General features: G+C 60.6%; 18 protein-coding genes. 17 read left to right on the top strand and 1 reads right to left on the bottom strand.

What is annotated here, in order from left to right; translation table 11 throughout:
* Nucleotides 1-5 precede the first annotated feature (5 nt).
* From hisD to JHD62_RS05305, 17 genes are all read left to right on the top strand, one after another.
* Nucleotides 6-1,298: a histidinol dehydrogenase gene (gene hisD, locus JHD62_RS05385; RefSeq protein ID WP_199102069.1), complete on the top strand. Its 1,293-nt coding sequence runs from the start codon at nucleotides 6-8 to the stop codon at nucleotides 1,296-1,298.
* 254 nt (nucleotides 1,299-1,552) lie between these two features.
* A complete protein-coding gene (gene hisC / locus JHD62_RS05380; protein WP_199102068.1) occupies nucleotides 1,553-2,623 on the top strand; it encodes a histidinol-phosphate transaminase in 1,071 nt (356 codons plus the stop codon).
* 4 nt (nucleotides 2,624-2,627) lie between these two features.
* Nucleotides 2,628-3,221 carry an imidazoleglycerol-phosphate dehydratase HisB gene (gene hisB, locus JHD62_RS05375; protein WP_045845854.1) on the top strand — a complete coding sequence of 198 codons (594 nt, stop codon included), beginning with the start codon at nucleotides 2,628-2,630 and terminating at the stop codon, nucleotides 3,219-3,221.
* A 37-nt stretch (nucleotides 3,222-3,258) separates the two neighbouring features.
* Nucleotides 3,259-3,900, top strand: coding sequence for an imidazole glycerol phosphate synthase subunit HisH (gene hisH, locus JHD62_RS05370; RefSeq protein ID WP_045845853.1), 642 nt, complete (start codon nucleotides 3,259-3,261; stop codon nucleotides 3,898-3,900).
* Nucleotides 3,901-3,919: 19 nt separating this feature from the next.
* The gene (gene hisA, locus JHD62_RS05365) at nucleotides 3,920-4,663 is read left to right on the top strand and encodes a 1-(5-phosphoribosyl)-5-[(5-phosphoribosylamino)methylideneamino]imidazole-4-carboxamide isomerase (protein WP_045845766.1); all 744 of its coding nucleotides are present in this window, start codon (nucleotides 3,920-3,922) and stop codon (nucleotides 4,661-4,663) included.
* Nucleotides 4,664-4,725: 62 nt separating this feature from the next.
* The gene (gene hisF, locus JHD62_RS05360; protein ID WP_045845852.1) at nucleotides 4,726-5,493 is read left to right on the top strand and encodes an imidazole glycerol phosphate synthase subunit HisF; all 768 of its coding nucleotides are present in this window, start codon (nucleotides 4,726-4,728) and stop codon (nucleotides 5,491-5,493) included.
* Nucleotides 5,490-5,882, top strand: coding sequence for a phosphoribosyl-AMP cyclohydrolase (gene hisI, locus JHD62_RS05355; protein WP_199102067.1), 393 nt, complete (start codon nucleotides 5,490-5,492; stop codon nucleotides 5,880-5,882). The genes hisF and hisI overlap by 4 nt, the downstream gene beginning before the upstream one ends.
* Nucleotides 5,883-6,007: 125 nt before the next feature.
* Complete coding sequence (locus tag JHD62_RS05350) at nucleotides 6,008-6,328, top strand: phosphoribosyl-ATP diphosphatase (protein ID WP_199102066.1); 321 nt, start codon at nucleotides 6,008-6,010, stop codon at nucleotides 6,326-6,328.
* 20 nt (nucleotides 6,329-6,348) lie between these two features.
* The gene (locus tag JHD62_RS05345) at nucleotides 6,349-6,672 is read left to right on the top strand and encodes a histidine triad nucleotide-binding protein (protein ID WP_045845763.1); all 324 of its coding nucleotides are present in this window, start codon (nucleotides 6,349-6,351) and stop codon (nucleotides 6,670-6,672) included.
* 58 nt (nucleotides 6,673-6,730) lie between these two features.
* Nucleotides 6,731-6,934: a Sec-independent protein translocase subunit TatA gene (tatA, locus tag JHD62_RS05340; protein WP_045845762.1), complete on the top strand. Its 204-nt coding sequence runs from the start codon at nucleotides 6,731-6,733 to the stop codon at nucleotides 6,932-6,934.
* Between the two features lie 15 nt (nucleotides 6,935-6,949).
* Nucleotides 6,950-7,462, top strand: a complete 513-nt coding sequence (gene tatB, locus JHD62_RS05335) for a Sec-independent protein translocase protein TatB (protein WP_199102065.1) — start codon at nucleotides 6,950-6,952, stop codon at nucleotides 7,460-7,462.
* Entirely contained in the window at nucleotides 7,459-8,202 is a 744-nt protein-coding gene (gene tatC, locus JHD62_RS05330) for a twin-arginine translocase subunit TatC (RefSeq protein WP_199102064.1), read from the top strand. The genes tatB and tatC overlap by 4 nt, the downstream gene beginning before the upstream one ends.
* Nucleotides 8,199-8,546, top strand: a complete 348-nt coding sequence (locus tag JHD62_RS05325) for a DUF2069 domain-containing protein (protein WP_045845759.1) — start codon at nucleotides 8,199-8,201, stop codon at nucleotides 8,544-8,546. Before tatC ends, JHD62_RS05325 begins: the two co-directional genes overlap by 4 nt.
* A gap of 232 nt (nucleotides 8,547-8,778) precedes the next feature.
* Nucleotides 8,779-10,947, top strand: a complete 2,169-nt coding sequence (locus JHD62_RS05320; protein WP_199102063.1) for a type I secretion system permease/ATPase — start codon at nucleotides 8,779-8,781, stop codon at nucleotides 10,945-10,947.
* Nucleotides 10,947-12,356, top strand: a complete 1,410-nt coding sequence (locus JHD62_RS05315; RefSeq protein WP_199102062.1) for an HlyD family type I secretion periplasmic adaptor subunit — start codon at nucleotides 10,947-10,949, stop codon at nucleotides 12,354-12,356. The genes JHD62_RS05320 and JHD62_RS05315 overlap by 1 nt, the downstream gene beginning before the upstream one ends.
* Nucleotides 12,353-12,961: a response regulator transcription factor gene (locus tag JHD62_RS05310; RefSeq protein WP_199102061.1), complete on the top strand. Its 609-nt coding sequence runs from the start codon at nucleotides 12,353-12,355 to the stop codon at nucleotides 12,959-12,961. Before JHD62_RS05315 ends, JHD62_RS05310 begins: the two co-directional genes overlap by 4 nt.
* A 176-nt stretch (nucleotides 12,962-13,137) precedes the next feature.
* On the top strand, nucleotides 13,138-20,604 hold the full coding sequence (locus tag JHD62_RS05305; protein WP_199102060.1) for a retention module-containing protein: 7,467 nt from the start codon (nucleotides 13,138-13,140) through the stop codon (nucleotides 20,602-20,604).
* Between the two features lie 94 nt (nucleotides 20,605-20,698).
* Here the strand turns inward: JHD62_RS05305 and JHD62_RS05300 are convergent.
* Nucleotides 20,699-21,623: EAL domain-containing protein (locus JHD62_RS05300; protein WP_199102059.1), on the bottom strand; the 925-nt coding region annotated here is incomplete at its 5' end.

The raw sequence follows: 21,623 nt of genomic DNA, 5'->3' as shown, positions 1-21,623 counted from the left end.
ATCCCATGCTGAAACTGTCTTCGACCCAAGCTGATTTCCAGCAGCAACTGCAAGCACTGCTGGCCTTTGAAACCGCGCAGGACCCGGCAGTGGACAGCGCCGTGGCCGCCATCTGCGATGACGTCAAGGCACGCGGTGATGCTGCAGTACTGGAATACACCAATCGCTTCGACCGCATGCAGGCCGCCTCCATGGCCGAACTCACCCTGTCGCGCGAGCAACTGGAAGCCGCCTGGCTGCGTCTGCCTGCCGAAGTGCAACAGGCCCTGAGCGCCGCCGCCGAACGGGTCCGTCGCTACCACGAAAAGCAACTGGCCCATTCCTGGAGCTACGAAGACGAAGACGGCACCCTGCTGGGCCAGCAAGTCACCGCTCTGGACCGCGTTGGCATCTACGTGCCCGGTGGCAAGGCCGCCTATCCCAGCTCGGTATTGATGAACGCGATGCCGGCCAAGGTGGCCGGTGTGGGCGAAATCATCATGGTGGTGCCCACCCCGCAAGGCGAGCGCAACGACCTGGTGCTGGCCGCTGCCTTCATTGCAGGGGTGGACAAGGTATTCACCTGTGGCGGTGCCCAGGCCGTGGCCGCGCTGGCCTATGGCACGGAAACCATCCCGCAGGTGGACAAGATTACCGGGCCGGGCAATGCCTATGTGGCCGCTGCCAAGCGCCGCGTGTTCGGCGTGGTGGGCATCGACATGGTGGCCGGTCCGTCCGAAATCCTGGTGATCTGCGATGGCAACACCCCGGCCGACTGGATTGCCATGGACCTGTTCAGCCAGGCCGAGCACGACGAAATCGCCCAGGCCATCCTGTTGTGCCCGTCGGCACAATACATTGCCGAAGTGGAAGCCAGCATTGCAAAGCTGCTGCCCACCATGCCGCGCCGCGCCATCATCGAAGCCAGCCTGGGCAACCGTGGCGCGCTGATCCAGGTGCGCGATCTGGCCGAAGCCTGCGAGATTGCCAATTACATCGCGCCGGAACATCTGGAGCTGTCGGTGGCTGACCCGGACGCCAGCCTGCCGCTGCTGCGTCATGCCGGTGCCATCTTCATGGGCCGTTTCACCTCGGAAAGCCTGGGCGACTACTGTGCAGGCCCCAACCACGTGCTGCCCACCAGCCGCACCGCACGCTTTGCCAGCCCGCTGGGCGTGTACGACTTCCAGAAACGCTCCAGCCTGATTCGCGTGTCTGCCGCCGGCGCACAGAAGCTGGGCAAGATCGCCAGCGTGCTGGCGCATGGCGAAGGCCTCACCGCTCACGCCCGTGCTGCCGAGCTGCGGCTGGAATCCTGAGAAAACCACTTCAGCTGAAGACAGGGCCGGCTCGATACCGGCCCTGTTTTTTTGTGTGCGGTGAAAATGTCGTCAAATGTCGGCTTCCCGTGCCATCATGCGGGCTGGCCACGGCGCGCAACTAGCCCAAAACAGCCGAACACGGTAGGATAGCCAGCCTGTGCGTTGTTCCGGCAGCGCCCCTTGCATACCTGAAACAGCTACATCTGAAACAGTCGGTCGGTTGGGATGACAACTGATCCGGCTCCATCATCATGACATTGACTGCCAAGCAACTGGTCCGTCCGGAAATTGCCGGAATCAAGGCCTACCACGTGGCTGATGCCAGCGGCCTCATCAAGCTGGACGCCATGGAAAACCCCTACGCGCTGCCAGCTGCACTGCGCGCCGAACTGGGGCAATGCCTGGCCGACGTCGCCATCAACCGTTATCCCGATCCGCATGGCGGCGGGCTGAAGGACGAACTGAAGGCTGCGTTTGACATACCGGCAGCCGCCAGTGTGCTGCTGGGCAACGGTTCGGACGAAATCATCACCCTGATTGCCCAGGCACTGGCGCGCCCCGGCGCGGTGATGCTGGCGCTGGAACCATCCTTCGTCATGTACCGCATGAATGCGCTGTTCTCCGGCCTGCAGTATGTCGGGGTGCCGCTCAATGCCGATTTCAGCCTGGATCTGCCAGCTTTGCTGGAGGCCATTGCCACCCATCAACCGGCGATGGTGTTCCTGTCTTATCCCAATAATCCCACCGGCCCGCAGTTTGGCCGCGAGCAGGTTCTGGCCGTACTGGATGCCGCACCGGGACTGGTGGTGGTGGATGAGGCCTACCAGGCCTTTGCCAGCGACAGCCTGATGGATCTGGCCGGTAGCCGCCCCAATCTGCTGGTGATGCGCACCCTGTCCAAGCTGGGCCTGGCCGGTCTGCGCCTTGGCTATGCCGCAGGCTGTGCCGAATGGATAGACGAGCTGGACAAGGTACGCCCGCCCTACAACATCAATGTGCTGACCCAGGCGGCAGCCCGCTTTGCGCTGCGCCATCTGGCTGTGTTCATGCAGCAGGCACAGACCCTGCGCGACGAACGCCAGCGCTTGCTGCAGGCCTTGCGTCAGTACAGCGCGTTGACCGCGTTTGATTCACAGGCCAATTTTGTCACCATCCGCGTGCCGGATGCCGCAGAACTGTTTGCCTTCCTGAAGAAAAATGGCATCCTGATCAAGAACTTGCATGGCAGCCACCCGCTGCTCGACAACTGTCTGCGGCTGACCGTGGGCAGTCCGGATGAAAACACGGCCGTGCTTGCTGCACTGGCCGGCTACTTTGCCTGAAATCATGAGAACAGCCTCCGTTACCCGCAATACCCTGGAAACCCAGATCACCGTCACCCTGAACCTGGATGGTACTGGCCGCAGCCATTTCGATACCGGCGTGCCCTTTCTCGACCACATGATGGACCAGATTGCCCGCCACGGCCTGATCGACCTGGACATCGTGGCCAAGGGCGATTTGCACATTGATGCCCACCACACGGTGGAAGACATCGGCATCACGCTGGGTCAGGCATTTGCCAAAGCGATTGGCGACAAGAAGGGCATTCGCCGTTATGGCCATGCCTACGTGCCGCTGGACGAAGCGCTCAGCCGCGTGGTGATCGACCTCTCCGGCCGTCCCGGTCTGGTGTACAACGTGGAATACACCCGCGCCAGCATCGGCCAGTTCGATGTAGACCTGTTCTCCGAGTTTTTCCATGGCTTCGTCAACCACAGCATGGTGACCCTGCATATCGACAATCTGCGCGGGGTAAACAGCCACCATCAGGCCGAAACCATCTTCAAGGCCTTTGGCCGCGCACTGCGCATGGCCTGTGAAGTGGACGAACGCATGGGCGGTGCCACGCCGTCCACCAAGGGCACGCTGACGGCCTGAGCCGCAGCCCACCTTCACCCGAACAGTTAGGGGCAAGATGAAAGTCGCAGTAATCGACTATGGCATGGGCAATCTGCACTCAGTGCTCAAGTCCATCCAGGCAGTCAACGACCAGGGTGCGGACATTTTCCTCAGCCGCGACCCGGAAGCCATCGTCAAGGCAGACAAGGTTGTGTTTCCCGGTCAGGGTGCCATGCCGGACTGCATGCGCGAGCTCAACAGCTACGGCCTGGCCGAGGCAGTACGTGAAACCACGCAAACCAAGCCGTTTTTTGGCATTTGCGTGGGTGCACAGTTGCTTTTCCAGCACAGTGAAGAAGGCGATACCCCCGGACTTGGCCTGTTTCCGGGCAATGTGGTCCGGTTTTCGGCTAACCTGACTGACGCCGCTGGCGAGCGCCTCAAGGTGCCGCACATGGGCTGGAACCGCGTTTACCAGACAACATCCCATCCGCTGTTTGCCGGGATAGAAGATGGCGAGCGTTTCTATTTTGTCCACAGCTACCATTTCGCCCCGGCCGATGCAGCGCTGACGCTGGCGGAAAGTGAGTACCCGGACAGATTTTCCTGTATCGTCGGGCGTGGCAATATCTTTGCGACGCAGTTTCATACCGAAAAGAGCCACCGTGCCGGTCTTCAGATGATGAAGAACTTCCTGGCATGGGACGGCAGTGTTTAACTTACGTTGATCTAGCACCATGCTGCTTATACCCGCTATCGACCTCAAAGATGGTCAATGCGTACGCCTGAAACAGGGCGTCATGGACGATGCCACCGTCTTTTCCGATGACCCGGTCCAGGTGGCCGCTCACTGGCGAGACCAGGGCGCACGACGCCTGCATCTGGTGGACCTGAACGGTGCCTTTGCCGGCAAACCCAAGAACCTGAATGTCATCCGCTCCATCCTGCAGGAAGTGGGCGACGACATGCCGGTTCAACTGGGTGGCGGCATCCGCGACCTGGACACCATCGAAAAATACCTCGACATGGGCCTGTCCTACGTCATCATCGGTACCGCTGCGGTGAAAACCCCCGGCTTCCTGCATGATGCCTGCGATGCCTTCCCCGGTCAGGTGATTGTCGGTCTGGATGCCAAGGATGGCATGGTGGCCATTGATGGCTGGGCCAAGATCACCAATCACAATGTGATCGACCTGGCCAAGCGCTTCCAGGATTACGGCGTCAATTCGGTGATCTACACCGATATCGGCCGTGACGGCATGATGAACGGCGTCAATATCGAAGCCACCGTCAAGCTGGCCCAGGCACTGACCATTCCGGTGATTGCCTCCGGCGGCCTGACCAACCTCGACGACGTACGCAATCTGTGCGCTGTGGAAGACGAGGGCATCGAAGGTGCCATCACCGGCCGTGCCATCTACGAAGGCAGCATCGACTTTGCTGCTGCGCAGACACTGGCCGACGAATTGTCCGAGGCCTGATCCTGCCTTAAACCCCAGCTTGGCCGAAAATGTTTCGGCCAAGCTTTTTTTATGTTGCGAACATGACTCTGGCCAAACGCATTATTCCCTGTCTGGACGTGACTGCCGGTCGCGTCGTCAAGGGCGTCAACTTTGTCGGCCTGCGCGATGCCGGCGACCCGGTGGAAATCGCCCGGCGCTACAACGAGCAAGGTGCCGACGAGCTTACCTTTCTGGACATTACCGCCAGCTCTGACGACCGCGACCTGATCCTGCATGTGATCGAATCGGTGGCCGAACAGGTGTTCATCCCGCTGACCGTGGGTGGTGGCGTGCGCAAGGTGGAAGACATCCGTCGTCTGCTCAACGCCGGTGCCGACAAGGTCAGCATCAATACCGCTGCGGTGACCAACCCCGAACTGGTGCGCGAAGCCGCCGCCAAGTTCGGCAGCCAGTGCATTGTGGTGGCAGTGGACGCCAAGGCCGTCACCCCGGAAAACGACCGCTGGGAAGTGTTTACCCATGGCGGGCGCAACCGTACCGGCATCGACGCCGTGGAATGGGCGCAAAAGATGCAGGAATACGGTGCCGGTGAAATCCTGCTCACCAGCATGGACCGCGACGGCACCAAGATCGGCTTCAACCTGCCGCTCACCCGTGCCGTGTCCGAAGGCGTCGGCATTCCGGTGATTGCCTCCGGTGGCGTGGGCAATCTGCAGCATCTGGTGGATGGGGTGAAGCTGGGCAAGGCCGATGCCGTGCTGGCTGCCAGCATCTTCCACTTCAGCGAATACACGGTGCGCGAGGCCAAGGAAGCCATGCGTGACGCAGGCATCGAGGTGCGGCTATGAGCAACTGGCTGGACGAAGTGAAGTGGGATGCCCAGGGCCTGGTGACCGCCATTGCCCAGGACAGTGCCACCGGCCGCGTGCTGATGGTGGCCTGGATGAACCGTGAAAGCCTGCAATTGACGGCCGACACCGGCATTGCCCACTACTGGAGCCGTTCGCGCCAGAAGCTGTGGAAAAAAGGCGAGGAGTCCGGTCATCTGCAAACCGTGCAAGAACTGCGCCTGGATTGCGACGGCGACGTGATCGTGATGCAAATCCAGCAGGCTGGCGGCATTGCCTGCCACACCGGCCGCGAAAGCTGTTTCTACCGCCGTTTTGAAAACGGTGGCTGGACCATCGTGGATGCGGTACTCAAAGACCCGGACGCCATTTACCAGCACAAGCATTGAGTTGCGCCGTGTCAAACGGCTGCCATGCGCAGCCGTTACAATGGCAAGCCGCCTTCTGGCGCTAACGGCCGATGTGTGAATCGGCCTATACTTGCCGAATTCCCAGTATGCAAAGGTGAAGCATCATGACCTTCGATGTGCTCAAGACTGTAGCCGACACCCTGGAAGCCCGCCGCGAGGCGAGCCCCCAGTCCTCCTATGTGGCCTCCCTGTTTCACAAGGGTGAAGACGCCATTCTGAAAAAAGTGGCAGAAGAGGCGGCAGAAACCATCATGGCCTCCAAGGACAAGGACAAGCTGCATCTGGTGCGTGAAGTAGCCGACCTGTGGTTCCACTCCATGGTGCTGCTGGCTTATCATGGCCTGCGTCCGGAAGACGTGCTGATGGAGCTGCATCGCCGCGAAGGCATTTCCGGCATCGACGAAAAAGCCTCCCGTCCCGCCTGAACACCCGACAGGAACACGCAATGAGCGACTGCATTTTCTGCAAGATTGCCGCAGGGGAGATTCCCTGCAACAAGGTATACGAAGACGACGAAGTGCTGGCTTTCCATGACATCCGTCCGCTGGCTCCGGTTCATTTCCTGATCATTCCCAAGCTGCACGTGGCCTCGCTGGCCGAGTGCGGCCCGGAACACGAAGCGCTGCTGGGCCGCATCATGGGCCTGGTGCCGCGTCTGGCTGCCGAGCAGGGCCTGGCGGCCGGCTTCAAGACCGGCATCAATACCGGTCACGGTGGTGGTCAGGAAGTGTTCCACCTGCATGTGCATGTATTCGGCCACAAGGGCTGATGGTGTAAACGGCGTACCCGGCCAAGGGTGCGCCTGATCATTTTGAAAGGAAGTTGCAATGGGTTCTTTCAGTATCTGGCACTGGCTGATTGTGCTGTTGATCGTGGTGCTGGTGTTTGGCACCAAAAAACTGAAAAACGTGGGTGAAGACCTGGGTGGCGCCGTGCGTGGCTTCAAGGAAGGCATGAAGGGCGAGAACGAAAAGGCCGACAAGCCTGCCGAAACCGGCCGCATCATCGACAACGAATCCGACAAGAAATAAACCACAGGCCGCATCGTGTTCGATATCAGCTTTGGTGAAATCCTCCTGATCGGCATCGTGGCACTGGTGGTGCTGGGGCCGGAGCGCCTGCCCACCGTTGCCCGCACCCTGGGTGCGCTGGTGGCGCGTGCCCAGCGCTTTGTTGCCAGCGTCAAGGCCGACATCCATCAGCAGGCCAATCTGAGCGGCCTGGATGGCCTGCGCAACGATATCCAGGATGCGGCCAGCAGTTTCAAGGCGCAGATGGAAGCGGAAGTGCAGGGCGTACGGCAGGAAATGGCCGCCCAGTCCGCCCAGCTGCAGCAACTGTCCAGCGAGGCCAAGGCACCGCTGGAAGAGGCCGCCCGCACCATTCATGGCGGGCTGGATTTGCAGGCAGCGGCGGCACCTGCCGCCGTGGTATCCACCGTGGTGGAGGAAAAGTCCGCGCCGGAAGCCCCGCCACGCGACGAAAACCAGCTGGACTTGTTTGATGACATGCCGCCAGCGTCCGGACAGACTTCCACCCCATCCCATCCTCACGCATGAACGAACAACCTTTGCTTGTCCATCTGCTGGAATTGCGCACACGGCTGGTACGCGCCATTCTGGGCCTGATGCTGGTGTTTCTCGGCCTGTTTCACTGGTCTGGTGATATCTATCATTTGCTGGCCAAACCCTTGCTGGACGCGCTGCCCAATGGCGGCAGCATGATCGCCACCGAGGTGACGGCCACTTTCTTCGTGCCGATGAAGCTCACCATGCTGGTGGCCTTCCTCATTTCGCTGCCCAACACCCTGTACCAGGTGTGGGCTTTTGTCGCGCCGGGGCTGTACAGCCACGAGAAAAAACTGATCCTGCCGCTGGTGGTGGCCAGCGTGCTGCTGTTCCTGCTGGGGATGGCGTTTGCCTATTTCCTGGTGTTTCCGGTGGCATTCCACTTTTTCTCCATGATGACACCCAGCGGGGTGAGCATGATGACCGACATCGACAAATACCTGTCGTTTGTCATGGGCATGTTCATCGCCTTTGGTGTCACCTTTGAAGTGCCCATCATCGTGATAGTGCTGGTGCGCATGGGGGTGATTTCGATTGCCAAGCTGCGCGAAGGCCGACCCTATGTGATTGTCGGTGCCTTCGTGGTGGCAGCGGTGGTCACGCCGCCGGACGTGTTGTCGCAAACCATGCTGGCCGTACCGCTGTGGTTGCTGTACGAAGTAGGCATCATCATGGCGGTATTCATGGCGCGCCCCGGTCGTGCCGTGAGCGTCGGAAGTCAGGAAAAATGAACCGAAAACTGTTTCACTACGGCGCGGCTGCCAGTCTGGTCGCCCTGATTTTGCTGACCCTGGCCTGGGAGCTGTGGCTGGCCCCGGTACGACCGGGCGGCTCGTTTCTTGCGCTCAAGGCTGTCATCCTGCTGGCACCGCTGATGGGCATTCTCAAGGAGCGCCTGTATACCTACCAGTGGTCCAGCATGTTCATTCTGGCCTTCTTTACCGAAGGCATCATGCGCAGCTGGGGCGACAGCGGCCTGTCGCAAACCCTGGCCTTGTGGGAAGTGGCAATCAGCGTGGTGTTCTTTGGCTGCGTGCTGGGTTTTGCCCGCACTTTCAAGCGCAAACCGGCCTGAATTGTCCTGCCGGAAGTCGCTACACCAAACCTGCCATTGGCAGGTTTTGTTTTTTCTTTGTTAATCCCAAGCAAATACGCAAAATACAGCGAAAATTCTGCTTGTATTTTAAAGTAAAAATTTTAACTGATCTTAACATCTTGTCGCCTTTGAAGCTTCGATTAGAATATCGTCATTAATGAAGAGTCGAGTATTTCAGACTCATCACATTCAAGCTTCTGAAGGGTCGCGCATGCACTCTCCGTCCTCTGCCGGACAACATGGTTTCATTCCTCCGCAGGCTACACATCTGGACCCCTTGCTGGATTGTCTTTTTGCCCTGGCGCGGGCGTATGGCATCAATGCCACGCGCGAATCGCTGGTGGCAGGCATTCCACTCACCAATAACCGTTTGAATCCGTCCATGTTTTCACGGTCGGCGCGGCGGATCGGTCTGACCTCCCGCGTGGTGCGTCAACCGCTGGACAAGCTGCGCGACGCGCTGCTGCCCGCCGTGTTGCTGCTGGATGGCGAAGAAGCCTGCATTCTGCGCGCCATCGACCCGGAAAGCGGTATGGCACGGGTGAGCTTCTCCGAGCTGACCGAATCCGAAGTGAGCATTTCGCTGGATGAACTGGCCGGCAAATACCTGGGGCTGGCCATCTTTGTCCGTCCCCGCTTCAATTTTGAACGCCGTGCGCCGGAGCTGGGTGAAATCCGCTCGCGTCACTGGTTCTGGCAAACCGTTTACGGCGGCCTGCCGCTGTATCGCGACGCCATGATTGCCGCCTTGCTGATCAACCTGTTTGCGCTGGTGATACCGCTGGTGTCTATGAATGTGTACGACCGGGTGGTGCCGAATATGGCAACCGAGACGCTGTGGGTGCTGGCCATTGGCGGCTTGCTGGCCCTGGTGTTCGACTTTTTGCTGAAGATGACCCGCGCCTATCTGATCGACCTGGCCAGTAAGCGGGTGGATGTGACGCTCTCCAGCCTGATCATGGAGCGGGTGCTGGGCATCCGCATGGAAGCACGGCCTGCCTCGGTGGGGGCGTTTTCCTCCAATCTGCGGGCTTTTGAAACCGTGCGCGATTTCATTGCCTCGGCCTCCATCACTGCCCTGATCGACCTGCCTTTCGTGCTGATCTTCCTGCTGGTGATCCTGTGGATTTCCCCGCTCTTGACCGTGCCGGTGCTGGTAGGCGGCTTGCTGATGATCGTGTTTGCCCTGCTGATTCAGGAAAAGATGAAAGAGCTGACCGAGGCCACCTTGCGTGCCTCGGCCCAGCGCAATGCCCAGCTGGTGGAAAACCTGGCCGCGCTGGAAACCATCAAGATTCTGGCTGCCGAAGGCCAGCAACAAGGGCGCTGGGAGCAGGGCACGCTGTTTCTGGCTCAGGTGGGTGCGCGGCTGAAACTGCTGGCCACTTCGGCCAACACTTTCGCCGGTTTCATCACCCAGCTGGTATCCATCGTGATGCTGGTGCTGGGTGTGTACCAGATCATGGATGGCAATACCTCGCAGGGCGGGGTGATTGCCGCGGTGATGCTGTCCGGCCGTGCCATGGCACCGCTTGGCCAGCTGGTGGGCTTGCTGACCCAGTATCACAATGCCAAGACTTCGCTGTCTTCGCTGGATGGCTTCATGAAGATGCCGGTGGAGCGGCCGCAGGATGCCAATTTCTTCCACCGCACCAGCTTCCAGGGCGAGATCGAGTTCCGCAATGTGTCGTTCAGCTACCCGGATAATCCGCAGCAGGCACTGCGCAATGTCTCGTTCAAGATCAAGGCTGGCGAGCGGGTGGCCATCATCGGCCGGGTAGGCTCCGGCAAGTCCACGCTGCAAAAGCTGATTCTGGGCCTGTTCCAGCCGACCGAAGGTTCGATACGGGTGGATGGCATCGACATCAACCAGGTGGACCCGGCCGAGCTGCGCCGCCATATCGGCTATGTGCCGCAAGATGCGGTGCTGTTCTACGGCACGCTGCGGCAGAACATCGCCATGGGTGCACCGCATGCCTACGACGCCAGCGTGGCGGCAGCGGCCGAACTGGCCGGGCTGTCCGACTTCATCAACGGTCACCCGCAGGGCTTTGACATGGTGATCGGCGAGCGCGGCGATTCGCTGTCCGGGGGCCAGCGCAAGGCCGTCACCATTGCCCGCGCCCTGCTTAATGCGCCGCCCATCCTGCTGATGGACGAACCCACCAGCAATATGGACCACACCACCGAAGGCCAGATCAAGCAAACCCTTGCCAAGGTAATGGTGGGCAAGACCATGATCATGGTGACCCATCACAATGCCCTGCTGGATCTGGCCGACCGCCTGATCGTGATCGACAACGGTGCCATTGTGGCTGACGGACCCAAGGCCGCCGTGATTCAGGCCTTGCAACAAGGCCAGGTGGGGAGGGCAGGCTGATGAAAAAAACATGGAAACAACGCCTGCAAGGCTGGATTCGTGGCGGACAGGGACGGACTTCGCCCTACTGGGACAAGCTGATGGACTGGGCGGCGGCGCGCGATTTGCAGGACCGCCAGGATTTTGCCACTGACGGTGACTGGGCCATTCTGGAGCAAAGCCCGGGCCGGCCGCGGATCTTTGTCTGGAGCATGCTGGCATTGCTGCTGGTGGCACTGCTGTGGGCGGCACTGGCGCAGATTGACGAAGTGGCGCGTGGCGAGGGCAAGGTGGTGCCGGTATCGCAAAACCAGCATATCCAGAGCCTGGATGGCGGCGTGGTATCCAAGATTCTGGTCAAGGAAGGCCAGGTCGTGCAAAAAGGCCAGCTGCTGCTGAATATCGACAACACCCGCTTTGTTTCTTCGCTGAACGAGAACCAGGCCCAGTATCTGTCCTTGCTGGCCAAGGCGGCGCGGCTGCGTGCCATCGCCAATAACGTGCCGTTCGAATTGCCCAAGGAAGTGGAGCAGCAGGCGGCGGACATTGCCCGGCAGGAAACCGACCTTTACCAGACCAAGCGCCGCGAGCTGGATGCCAATGTATCCATCGCCCGGCAGGAGCTGACCCAGCGCTCGCAAGAGCTGAACGAAGTGCGTGCCAAGCTGGCCCAGGCGCAGCAAGGCTACCAGCTGACCCAGCGCGAGCTGGCGGTCACCAAACCGTTGAAAGAATCCGGTGCGGTATCGGATGTCGACCTGCTGCGCTTGCAGCGTGATGTATCGCGCTATCAGGGTGAACGCGACATGGCCAGTGCGCAGATTCCCAAACTGCAAGCCGCCATCAGCGAAGCCAACCACAAGATCCAGGAAGTGGAGCTGAACTTCCGCAATCAGGCCAGCGCCGAATTGTCCGACACCATGGGCAAGATCAACAGCCTGTCCGCCGGTAGCTCCGGACTGGCCGACAAGGTCAAGCTTTCCGAGGTGCGTTCGCCGGTAAAGGGTGAAGTCAAGCGCCTGTTCGTCAACACCATTGGCGGCGTGGTGCAGCCGGGCAAGGACATCCTGGAAATCGTGCCGCTGGAAGATTCGCTGATGATCGAAACCCGCGTGTCGCCGCGTGACATCGCCTTCCTGCGCCCCGGTCAGCGCGCCATGGTGCGCTTTACCGCCTACGACTACACCGTTTACGGCGGCATGGAAGGCAGCCTGCAGGAAATCGGTGCCGATACCGTGACCGACGACAAGGGTAATGCCTTTTACATTGTTAAGGTGCGCACCAGTCAGGGCGCATTGGGCGAGAAACACCTGCCCATCATTCCCGGCATGGTGGCGCAGGTGGACATCATGACGGGCAAGAAGAGCATTCTTTCCTATCTGTTGAAACCGGTGTTGCGTGCCAAGGCAGAGGCCTTTACCGAACGATGAACGCTCCCGTTATTCTGATTACGGCCAGTGCGGCCCTGGCCGACGGCTGGGCCGACAGTCTGGGGCTGCAAGACGCCCTGCGGCTGCCGGACCTGGCCGCGCTCAACCGCTCCCAAGTGGCGGCTGACAGTCTGGTATTGCTGGATCTGGCGGTCACCCCCCCCAGCGAGCAGGACATGCAACAGGCTTGCCGGCACTGTCGGGTACTGGCCCTGTCCTCCTTGCCGAGCGACGAAGAAGGCATGCAGTGGCTGCAATACGGTGCCGCGGCCTATGCCCACGCCATGAGTACGCCGGACCTGCTGCAACAGGTATTTGATACGGTGCAGTCCGGTGGTACCTGGGTCGGGCGCAGCATCATGCAGCAACTGTGCGCCCGCTTTGGTCGCCAGCTGCCGGCCAGGACCGAAACCGACTGGCGCAGCCGCCTGTCGGCGCGCGAGCAAGATGTGGTGGATGCACTGCGGGAGGGTCGTGCCAACAAGGACATTGCCCGCCAGCTGGATATCTCCGAACGCACGGTGAAGGCCCATCTCACTTCGGTATTCCAGAAGTTCGAGGTGGAAGATCGCCTGCAATTGCTGCTGAAACTGACCGGCCACTAGTTCTGCTCCGGCCTTGCCGCCCAAGCCGCTCCATCAAACTGATGCAGCGGCTTTGTTATTTTTTGAGCTAAGAATTTTCTGAAAATAATCAGGATTTTGCCCTTCAGTACAATATATTTTCTCGTCATGACTGATTAATCTGGCCCAACTGCATATTGCGTTTTCAGGAGTCAGACATGAGCACCACTGCTGTCCAAGGTCAGGTTGTTGCCGTCAACGGCGTTGCCAAAGCGATTGATGCCCAAGGGCATGAACGTATCCTCAAGGCCGGCGACATCATCCAGCCGGGTGAGCGTGTGGTGCTGCTGGACGGTGCCACCCTGTCGGTGGCGCGTGCCGACGGTGAGCTGCTCAATGTGGACGGCCCGCGTGAAATGGCGCTGACCCCCGAAACCATGCAGCCGCAAACCACCGACAAGACCGAAGCTGCCGTAGCCAAGCTGGCACCGGAAGCACAGCAAGTGCTGGCCGCACTGGAAAATGGCCAGGACCCCTTGGCCCAGCTTGATCCTGCTGCTGCCGGCCTGAACGGTGCCGGTGGTGCCGACGAAGGCAGCCACGGCTTTGTCCGCCTGATGCGCGTGAGCGAAGCGCTGGGCGGTGCGCTGGGTGACGGTGCCGGTGGTGCCGCCTTCAACCTGCCGACCGAACAAAACCAGGCAAGCAGCAATACCGCAGTACCGGTCAATGTCAGCATCGACAACATCAGTGCCACCAATGACGCTACCCCCACCATTCATGGCACCGGTATTCCGGGCCTCACCGTCATCGTCACCAATACCTCCGGTGCGGTAATTGGCAGTGCAGTCGTGGGCAGCGATGGTAACTGGTTCATTACCCCCACTTCGCCGCTGCCGGATGGCACCGATACCCTGATTGCTACCAGCACCAATACCGCTGGTGTCACGGCCACGGCAACAGCTACCGCCATCATCGACACCACCCCGCCGGCCACGCCGACGGTTACGATTACCGAACATAGCGACCCCAATGGCGTCATCAGCACGCCGGATCTGGTCAACGGCAAGGTGGAAGCCACCGTCAAGCTGGATGCTGCCGACCTGGCCAAGAACGGCAGCGCCACCATTGTGGTCAACGATGGCGGCCATACCGCCACGCTGGTGGTACATGCGGATGGCACCATCACCGGTACCGACAGCACAGTAGCCGCCAGCTACAAAAACGGCACGGTCACGCTCAGTATGACCACCCCGGCAGATGGCGAGTCGGTCAGCATCAGCGCCACCCAGACCGACGCCGTGGGCAACAAGTCCGGCCAGGGCAGCGATAGCGGCACCCTGCTGACTGAAGGCCCGGCTGCGCCGAGCGTGCTGATTGTGTCCGACAAGAACGATGACGGCATCCTCACTGTGGCCGAAACCAACGCCCACACCACGGTGGATGCCGTGGTGCAGCTGTCTGACATGGTGATCAAGTCCGGTGGCAGTGCCACGGTGACCATCGTTGACAACGGCGTCACCAGCACCCTGACCGTAGACAAGAACGGCGCGGTCCACAGTAGCAATCCGGATATCGGTGGCGAATATGTCAATGGCAGCCTGCAACTGTATAACGTGCCGCTGCCGGGTGATGGCAACAGCATCAGCATCAGCGCGGTGCAAGCCGACCAGTATGGCAACACCTCGGCCAGTGCCAGTGACAGTGCGGTAGAAAAACTGGGCGCGCCAGCAGCCAGCATTACGGTTGACCCGGTCACCGCCGACAATGTGCTGAACATCAAGGAAGTCAGTGGCAGCACCGTGACCATCACCGGTACGGTTGGTGGTGACGTCCAGCTGCACGACAAGGTAACCCTGACGGTAAACGGTAACCCGGCGACTGGCGAGGTGATCGACCTGGGCGGTGGCAAGCTGGGCTTCAGCATTGCCGTCAGCAGCGCCGACCTGAAAGCGGACAGCCACGTCCTGGCCAGTGTCACCACCAGCAATGACGCAGGCAACAGCACCACTGCCACGGCAGACCATGCCTACGGCCTTGACCTGAACGCCCCCACCATCGCCATTGCCACCACGCTGGCTGGCGATGATGTGATCAATGCGGCCGAGCAAAAGCAAGACCTGACCATCAGCGGCAGCACCACCGGTGTGGAAAACGGCCAGACCGTGGATGTGGTGCTCAATGGTGTGCACTACCAGGCCAACGTCAATGGCAACAGCTGGAAGGTGACGGTGCCACAGGCTGACGTCGCCAAGCTGGCCGATGGCAAGAGCTACACCATCACCGCCGATGTCAGCGACAAGGCAGGCAATCCGGCACAGGAAGCCAGCCACAAGCTTTCTGTGGATACCAGCGCCACCATCACCATTCTGGATGATGGCAGCGGCGGCGACCACATCTTCAACCAGACCGAAGCCGGCACGGTGAATGTCACCGGCACCACCAGTGGTGTGGAACCGGGCCAGGCGGTGTACGTTACCTTCACCGATGGCACCAACTCGGTAACCAGCATTGTTTTCGTGCAGAAAGACGGCAGCTGGAGCACTTCCGGCGACCTGACACTGGACCTGACCAGCCTGGAGCAGGGCAAGATCAGCGTGACCGCCAGCGTGGCCGACAAGGCAGGCAATCCTGCCAGCGACAGCATCGACAGCGACACCCTGGATACCGTTGCGCCAGCCGCGCCGACGGTTACGATTACCGAACATAGCGACCCCAATGGCGTCATCAGCACGCCGGATCTGGTCAACGGCAAGGTGGAAGCCACCGTCAAGCTGGATGCTGCCGACCTGGCCAAGAACGGCAGCGCCACCATTGTGGTCAACGATGGCGGCCATACCGCCACGCTGGTGGTACATGCGGATGGCACCATCACCGGTACCGACAGCACAGTAGCCGCCAGCTACAAAAACGGCACGGTCACGCTCAGTATGACCACCCCGGCAGATGGCGAGTCGGTCAGCATCAGCGCCACCCAGACCGACGCCGTGGGCAACAAGTCCGGCCAGGGCAGCGATAGCGGCACCCTGCTGACTGAAGGCCCGGCTGCGCCGAGCGTGCTGATTGTGTCCGACAAGAACGATGACGGCATCCTCAATGTGGCCGAAACCAAAGGCCACACCACGGTGGATGCCGTGGTGCAGCTGTCTGACATGGTGATCAAGTCCGGTGGCAGTGCCACGGTGACCATCGTTGACAACGGCGTCACCAGCACCCTGACCGTAGACAAGAACGGCGCGGTCCACAGTAGCAATCCGGATATCGGTGGCGAATATGTCAATGGCAGCCTGCAACTGTATAACGTGCCGCTGCCGGGTGATGGCAACAGCATCAGCATCAGCGCGGTGCAAGCCGACCAGTATGGCAACACCTCGGCCAGTGCCAGTGACAGTGCGGTAGAAAAACTGGGCGCGCCAGCAGCCAGCATTACGGTTGACCCGGTCACCGCCGACAATGTGCTGAACATCAAGGAAGTCAGTGGCAGCACCGTGACCATCACCGGTACGGTTGGTGGTGACGTCCAGCTGCACGACAAGGTAACCCTGACGGTAAACGGTAACCCGGCGACTGGCGAGGTGATCGACCTGGGCGGTGGCAAGCTGGGCTTCAGCATTGCCGTCAGCAGCGCCGACCTGAAAGCGGACAGCCACGTCCTGGCCAGTGTCACCACCAGCAATGACGCAGGCAACAGCACCACTGCCACGGCAGACCATGCCTACGGCCTTGACCTGAACGCCCCCACCATCGCCATTGCCACCACGCTGGCTGGCGATGATGTGATCAATGCCGCCGAGCAAAAGCAAGACCTGACCATCAGCGGCAGCACTACCGGTGTCGAGAACGGCCAGACTGTGGATGTGGTGCTCAATGGCACGCACTACCAGGCCATTGTCAACGGCAACAGCTGGAGCGTGACGGTGCCACAGGCTGACGTCGCCAAGCTGGCCGATGGCAAGAGCTACACCATCACCGCCGATGTCAGCGACAAGGCAGGCAATCCGGCACAGGAAGCCAGCCACAAGCTGTCGGTGGATACCAGCGCCACCATCACCATTCTGGATGATGGCAGCGGCGGCGACCACATCTTCAACCAGACCGAAGCCGGCACCGTGAATGTCACCGGCACCACCAGTGGTGTGGAACCGGGCCAGGCGGTGTACGTTACCTTCACCGATGGCACCAACTCGGTAACCAGCATTGTTCACGTGCAGAAAGACGGCAGCTGGAGTACTTCCGGCGACCTGACACTGGACCTGACCAACCTGGAGCAGGGCAAGATCAGCGTGACCGCCAGTGTGGTGGACAAGGCGGGCAATACCGCCAGCGACAGCATCAACAGCGACACCCTGGATACCGTTGCGCCGACGCTCACCATCGGCACACTGGCTGGTGATGACATCATCAATGCCAAGGAGCACACCCAATCGCTGACCATCAGCGGTAGCACCAGTGCCGAAGATGGCCAGAAAGTGGACGTGGTGCTCAACGGTATCCATTACAGTGCCAATGTGACTGGCGGTCACTGGAGCACAACCGTGCCGGCGGGTGATGTGGCCAAGCTGGAAGATGGCAAGAACTACACCGTGACTGCCGACGTGCGTGATGCCGCCGGTAATCCCGCACCGGAAGCCAGCCATACCCTGGCCGTGGATACCACGGCACCGGATGCGCCGAAGGTCAGCTTTGTCGCCAGCGGTACGTACAGTTACAGCAACTACTTTGGCATCGACGATGCGCACATCAGCAACCCTGCCAGTGGCCAGAATGCCCTGACTACCGTGCTGGGTGATCTGGTCAACCTGAACCCCACCGCCACTTTCATTGCCCAGTCCATCAACTTCGGTACCAGTACCGGGGCCTGGCAGGACAGCTCGCTGGCGGTGAAGAGCAATCTGGGCACGTCCGGTGCCTTGCAAGACTTCATCACCAACAGCCATGGCAGCACCGGCACCGACCTGCAGCTGTCGGGCAACTATGGCACCACCTCGCGCGCCATCGTGGAAACCGGCGGCGTATTCACTGCGGCTGCCGGTAACTACAACATTGCCGTGCGTGCGGATGATGGCTACCTGCTGCTGATTGACGGCAAGGTTGTGGCGCAAGAGGTCAACAATCAGTCTCCGGCAACGGCCTGGTACACGGTTCATCTGGATGCCACGGCCAACAACCAGCACACCATGCAGATCGTGTACTGGGATCAGGGCGGGCTGGCCACGCTGCAAGTCAGCCTGGAACAGAATGGCAACAACATCGTCAACCTGCTGCAACCGGATAGCACGGTTACCGCACAGGTCACCCTTAACGCCAATGACCAGGCGGTACTGGTGAATGGTGGTTCGGTACACCTTACCGGCAGTGGCAATACCGACCTGACCCTGCATCTGGAAAATGGCAAGCTGGTAGACGGCAGCCACAACAGCTACAGCTACCAGAACGGGGTGATTTCGCTGAGCATGGCCGCACCGGCTGCCGGTGCCTCCATCGCCCTGGCAGCAACAGTTTCCGACAAGAGCGGCAACATCTCGCCGTCGGCATCTGCAAGCTACAGCCAGCCTGTCATCCCCACCGGCCATCTGCAGCATGATGCCGTCAACGATACCGGCAGCAATACCGCCGACAGCATCACGGCAGACAAGACCCCGGTCATCACCGGCACGGCAGATGCCAACAGCCAGATCACGGTGACCCTGAACGGCCACAGCTACACCACCAGCGCTGACAACACCGGCCACTGGTCGGTCAGCGTCACCGACAGCCTGGGCGACGGTGTGTATATTCCACTGGTCAAGGCGGTGGACAGCAATGGCGCGACTGCCACCGGCTTTGGCACCGCGTTCGCGGTGGATACCACGGCCAGCATCACCATCGCCAATGATGGCAGTGGCAAGGATGGCGTATTCAACCAGACAGAAGCAGCAACTGCGGCAGTCAGCGGCACCACCAGTGGTGTGGAAGCAGGCCAGACCGTCACCGTCACCTTCACCGACAGTGCCAGTCATGTGGTCACCACCACCACCAAGGTAGGCAGTGATGGCAGCTGGTCGGTATCGCCAGCCAACCTGAGCAAGCTGACCGATGGCGCAGTGACGGTGAAGGCGCAAGTCAGCGATGTGGCAGGCAATACCGCCACCGACAGCCACAGCGACAAGCTGGACACTCAGGCCACCATCACCATTCTGGATGATGGCAGTGGCGGCGACGGTACGTTCAACCAGAACGAAGCGGGTAAGGTGAATGTCACCGGCTCCACCAGTGGTGTGGAACCGGGCCAGGCGGTGTACGTCACCTTCACGGACGGCACCAATTCGGTATCCAGTATTGTTCACGTGCAGAAAGACGGCAGCTGGAGTACTTCCGGCGACCTGACGCTGGACCTGACCAGCCTGGAGCAGGGCAAGATCAGCGTGACCGCCAGTGTGGTGGACAAGGCGGGCAATACCGCCAGCGACAGCATCGACAGCGACACCCTGGACACCCAGGCTCCGTTGGCGGCACAGCTGTCGTCCACCGCCAGTACCGCCGCCATCACCGGCCTGTTCAATACCGGTCTGGATGCCAGCGGTAATGCACAGACAGCCGGGCAGGCTGATGCCCACTACACGCTGGAGTCCAAGCCGGCGGGTGCCAACCTGAGTGGCACCACGGTGGTCAGCCAGACCGATGCCCAGAGCAAGTCCTGGGTGACCAATGACTACACCAAGTCGCAGTGGATTGGCGACATGTCCGACCTGCATGGTACCTACCGTTATCAGACCACCTTCAATATTGCATCCGCGGCCGATCTGGCAACGGTGCTGATTAGCTTCGATCTATCCGCTGATGACAACGTGAAGATTCTGGTGAATGACCAGGATACCGGCCTGTCCTACAGCAAGCTGTGGACGCAGATCCAGCATGTCGACCTGAGCAACGACAGCGGGGTAGGCGGCCTGTTTGTGGTGGGCGACAACACCCTGACCTTCGTGGTGGACAACTCCGGCGGCGGCGCAACCGGCCTGAAGGTGGACAATATGGTGGCCACTGCCCAAGGCCATGCGCTGGAACTGGATGTTTCGCTGGCCGGTACCGGTGCGGTTGCCAACGACACGCTGACTATTACAGCGGTGGAAAACGGTGTGAGCACCAGCACTACCCATGTGCTGACCAGTACTGACATCAGCAATGGTGTGACCGAAACGGCGCACCAAGCAGCTGCCAACACGGTATCCACTTATACCGCCACCCTGACTGACAAGGCCGGTAATGTGTCCACCGTGGCGACGGAAACCGTGTTCGGTTCCGGTGACCATGCAGTGAGCGATGGCGTGGGTGTGGACACCTTCAAGTGGACGCTGGCTTCCAATGGCAACAGCAGTGCTGCGACCACCACCACCATCAGCAACTTCGATCTGGCCGATCATGCCAGCGGTGGCTCGGCGCTGGACCTGAAAGACCTGCTGCAAGGGGAAAACCACGCCTCCGGCATCGGCAACCTCACCAGCTACCTGCATTTCAGCCAGAGCGGCAGCGATACCACGGTGCATGTCAGCGCCTCGGGTGGTTTTGTCAACAGCACGGCTGGCGATACCGTGGACATCGTGCTCAAGGGCGTGTCGCTGGCAGATCTGGGTGGCGGCCTGGGGCATACCTCGGATACGCAGATCATCCAGAACCTGCTGAACCACGGCAAGCTGATCACCGACTGATACGGCTCAGCCAACAAAAAACCGACAGTCAGACACTGTCGGTTTTTTTATGCATCCGGCTTGTCAGGCCGATTGCCGGGGCCAGGATGTCGTATCAGTGAATGGCCGGGCCGGTCAGGCAGTGCACGCCCATTTCCACCAGTGCCGTGGCATCGTCGGCATTGCCGATGCCCTTGGCTTCCAGCTGCACACCCATCAGGGCGGCCATGCGCAGCAGGCCGCGCAGGAGTGCGGCACGGCCTTCATCGGCATGGATGCCCTGGGTGAGGGTGCTGTCGAGCACCAGATAGCTGATGCTGGCCTCGTGGGTGCGGGCCACCAGTGCCAGATTATGGCCCTGGATCTCCACCGCCAGCTGATGCCCGGCCGGGCGGATGGCACGGCTGAAGGCGACAAAGTGTTCCCAGTGCTCGTCCAGACCGGTTTCATGGAATTCAAAGTTGATCTGCCGCCCGGGATAGCGCTGCAACAACTGCAGGATGGCCGGCAGGAAGTCCGGATACTGCAAGGAAGCCGGTGACATGTTCACCGCCAGGCAGCCGGCGGGGCCATGCTGCAAGGCCAGTTGCAGGGTATTGATGTCCAGCCGGTGCACCAGGCCCAGCCGGGCGGCCTGCGACACCAGGCGCAGCGCACTCATGGCGGGCAGGGCATCGCGTGCCGGACGATACAGCATGCCTTCGTGCCACAGCACATGACGTTCCGGGTCACATACCGGATACCAGCGCAGCTGCAGCGAATCATCCTCACACGCCGCCTCCAGCAGGGGTTTCCAGTCCGGCTGTACCTGACTGGAGGCCTGGGCGTGCTGTTGGTCCAGCACCCAGCTGTTCAGCGGCTGGGCTTCGGCCAGTGTCAGGCTGTCGCTGGCACGCGCCAGCACATCGCGCAGGGTGTCGCCGCTATGGAATGCGGTAATGCCGATATGGCCCAGGCCCGGCTGGTCGGACAAGTCCATGGTCCAGTACACCGGCCATAGCAGGCAGAGTTCGTCCGCCAGCTTGCCTGCGTCGTCCGCC

Origin of the sequence: Aquitalea sp. ASV11 (assembly GCF_016429185.1) — a bacterium.
GTDB lineage: Bacteria > Pseudomonadota > Gammaproteobacteria > Burkholderiales > Chromobacteriaceae > Aquitalea > Aquitalea pelogenes.
Note: the sequence above shows the minus strand (reverse complement) of the source record. Positions and strands in the feature narration are given on the sequence as shown.

Coding starts and splice junctions, on each gene's coding strand:
- hisD (WP_199102069.1), top strand. CDS start 6: ATGCTGAAACTGTCTTCGACCCAAGCTGATTTCCAGCAGCAACTGCAA.
- hisC (WP_199102068.1), top strand. CDS start 1,553: ATGACATTGACTGCCAAGCAACTGGTCCGTCCGGAAATTGCCGGAATC.
- hisB (WP_045845854.1), top strand. CDS start 2,628: ATGAGAACAGCCTCCGTTACCCGCAATACCCTGGAAACCCAGATCACC.
- hisH (WP_045845853.1), top strand. CDS start 3,259: ATGAAAGTCGCAGTAATCGACTATGGCATGGGCAATCTGCACTCAGTG.
- hisA (WP_045845766.1), top strand. CDS start 3,920: ATGCTGCTTATACCCGCTATCGACCTCAAAGATGGTCAATGCGTACGC.
- hisF (WP_045845852.1), top strand. CDS start 4,726: ATGACTCTGGCCAAACGCATTATTCCCTGTCTGGACGTGACTGCCGGT.
- hisI (WP_199102067.1), top strand. CDS start 5,490: ATGAGCAACTGGCTGGACGAAGTGAAGTGGGATGCCCAGGGCCTGGTG.
- JHD62_RS05350 (WP_199102066.1), top strand. CDS start 6,008: ATGACCTTCGATGTGCTCAAGACTGTAGCCGACACCCTGGAAGCCCGC.
- JHD62_RS05345 (WP_045845763.1), top strand. CDS start 6,349: ATGAGCGACTGCATTTTCTGCAAGATTGCCGCAGGGGAGATTCCCTGC.
- tatA (WP_045845762.1), top strand. CDS start 6,731: ATGGGTTCTTTCAGTATCTGGCACTGGCTGATTGTGCTGTTGATCGTG.
- tatC (WP_199102064.1), top strand. CDS start 7,459: ATGAACGAACAACCTTTGCTTGTCCATCTGCTGGAATTGCGCACACGG.
- JHD62_RS05325 (WP_045845759.1), top strand. CDS start 8,199: ATGAACCGAAAACTGTTTCACTACGGCGCGGCTGCCAGTCTGGTCGCC.
- JHD62_RS05320 (WP_199102063.1), top strand. CDS start 8,779: ATGCACTCTCCGTCCTCTGCCGGACAACATGGTTTCATTCCTCCGCAG.
- JHD62_RS05315 (WP_199102062.1), top strand. CDS start 10,947: ATGAAAAAAACATGGAAACAACGCCTGCAAGGCTGGATTCGTGGCGGA.
- JHD62_RS05310 (WP_199102061.1), top strand. CDS start 12,353: ATGAACGCTCCCGTTATTCTGATTACGGCCAGTGCGGCCCTGGCCGAC.
- JHD62_RS05305 (WP_199102060.1), top strand. CDS start 13,138: ATGAGCACCACTGCTGTCCAAGGTCAGGTTGTTGCCGTCAACGGCGTT.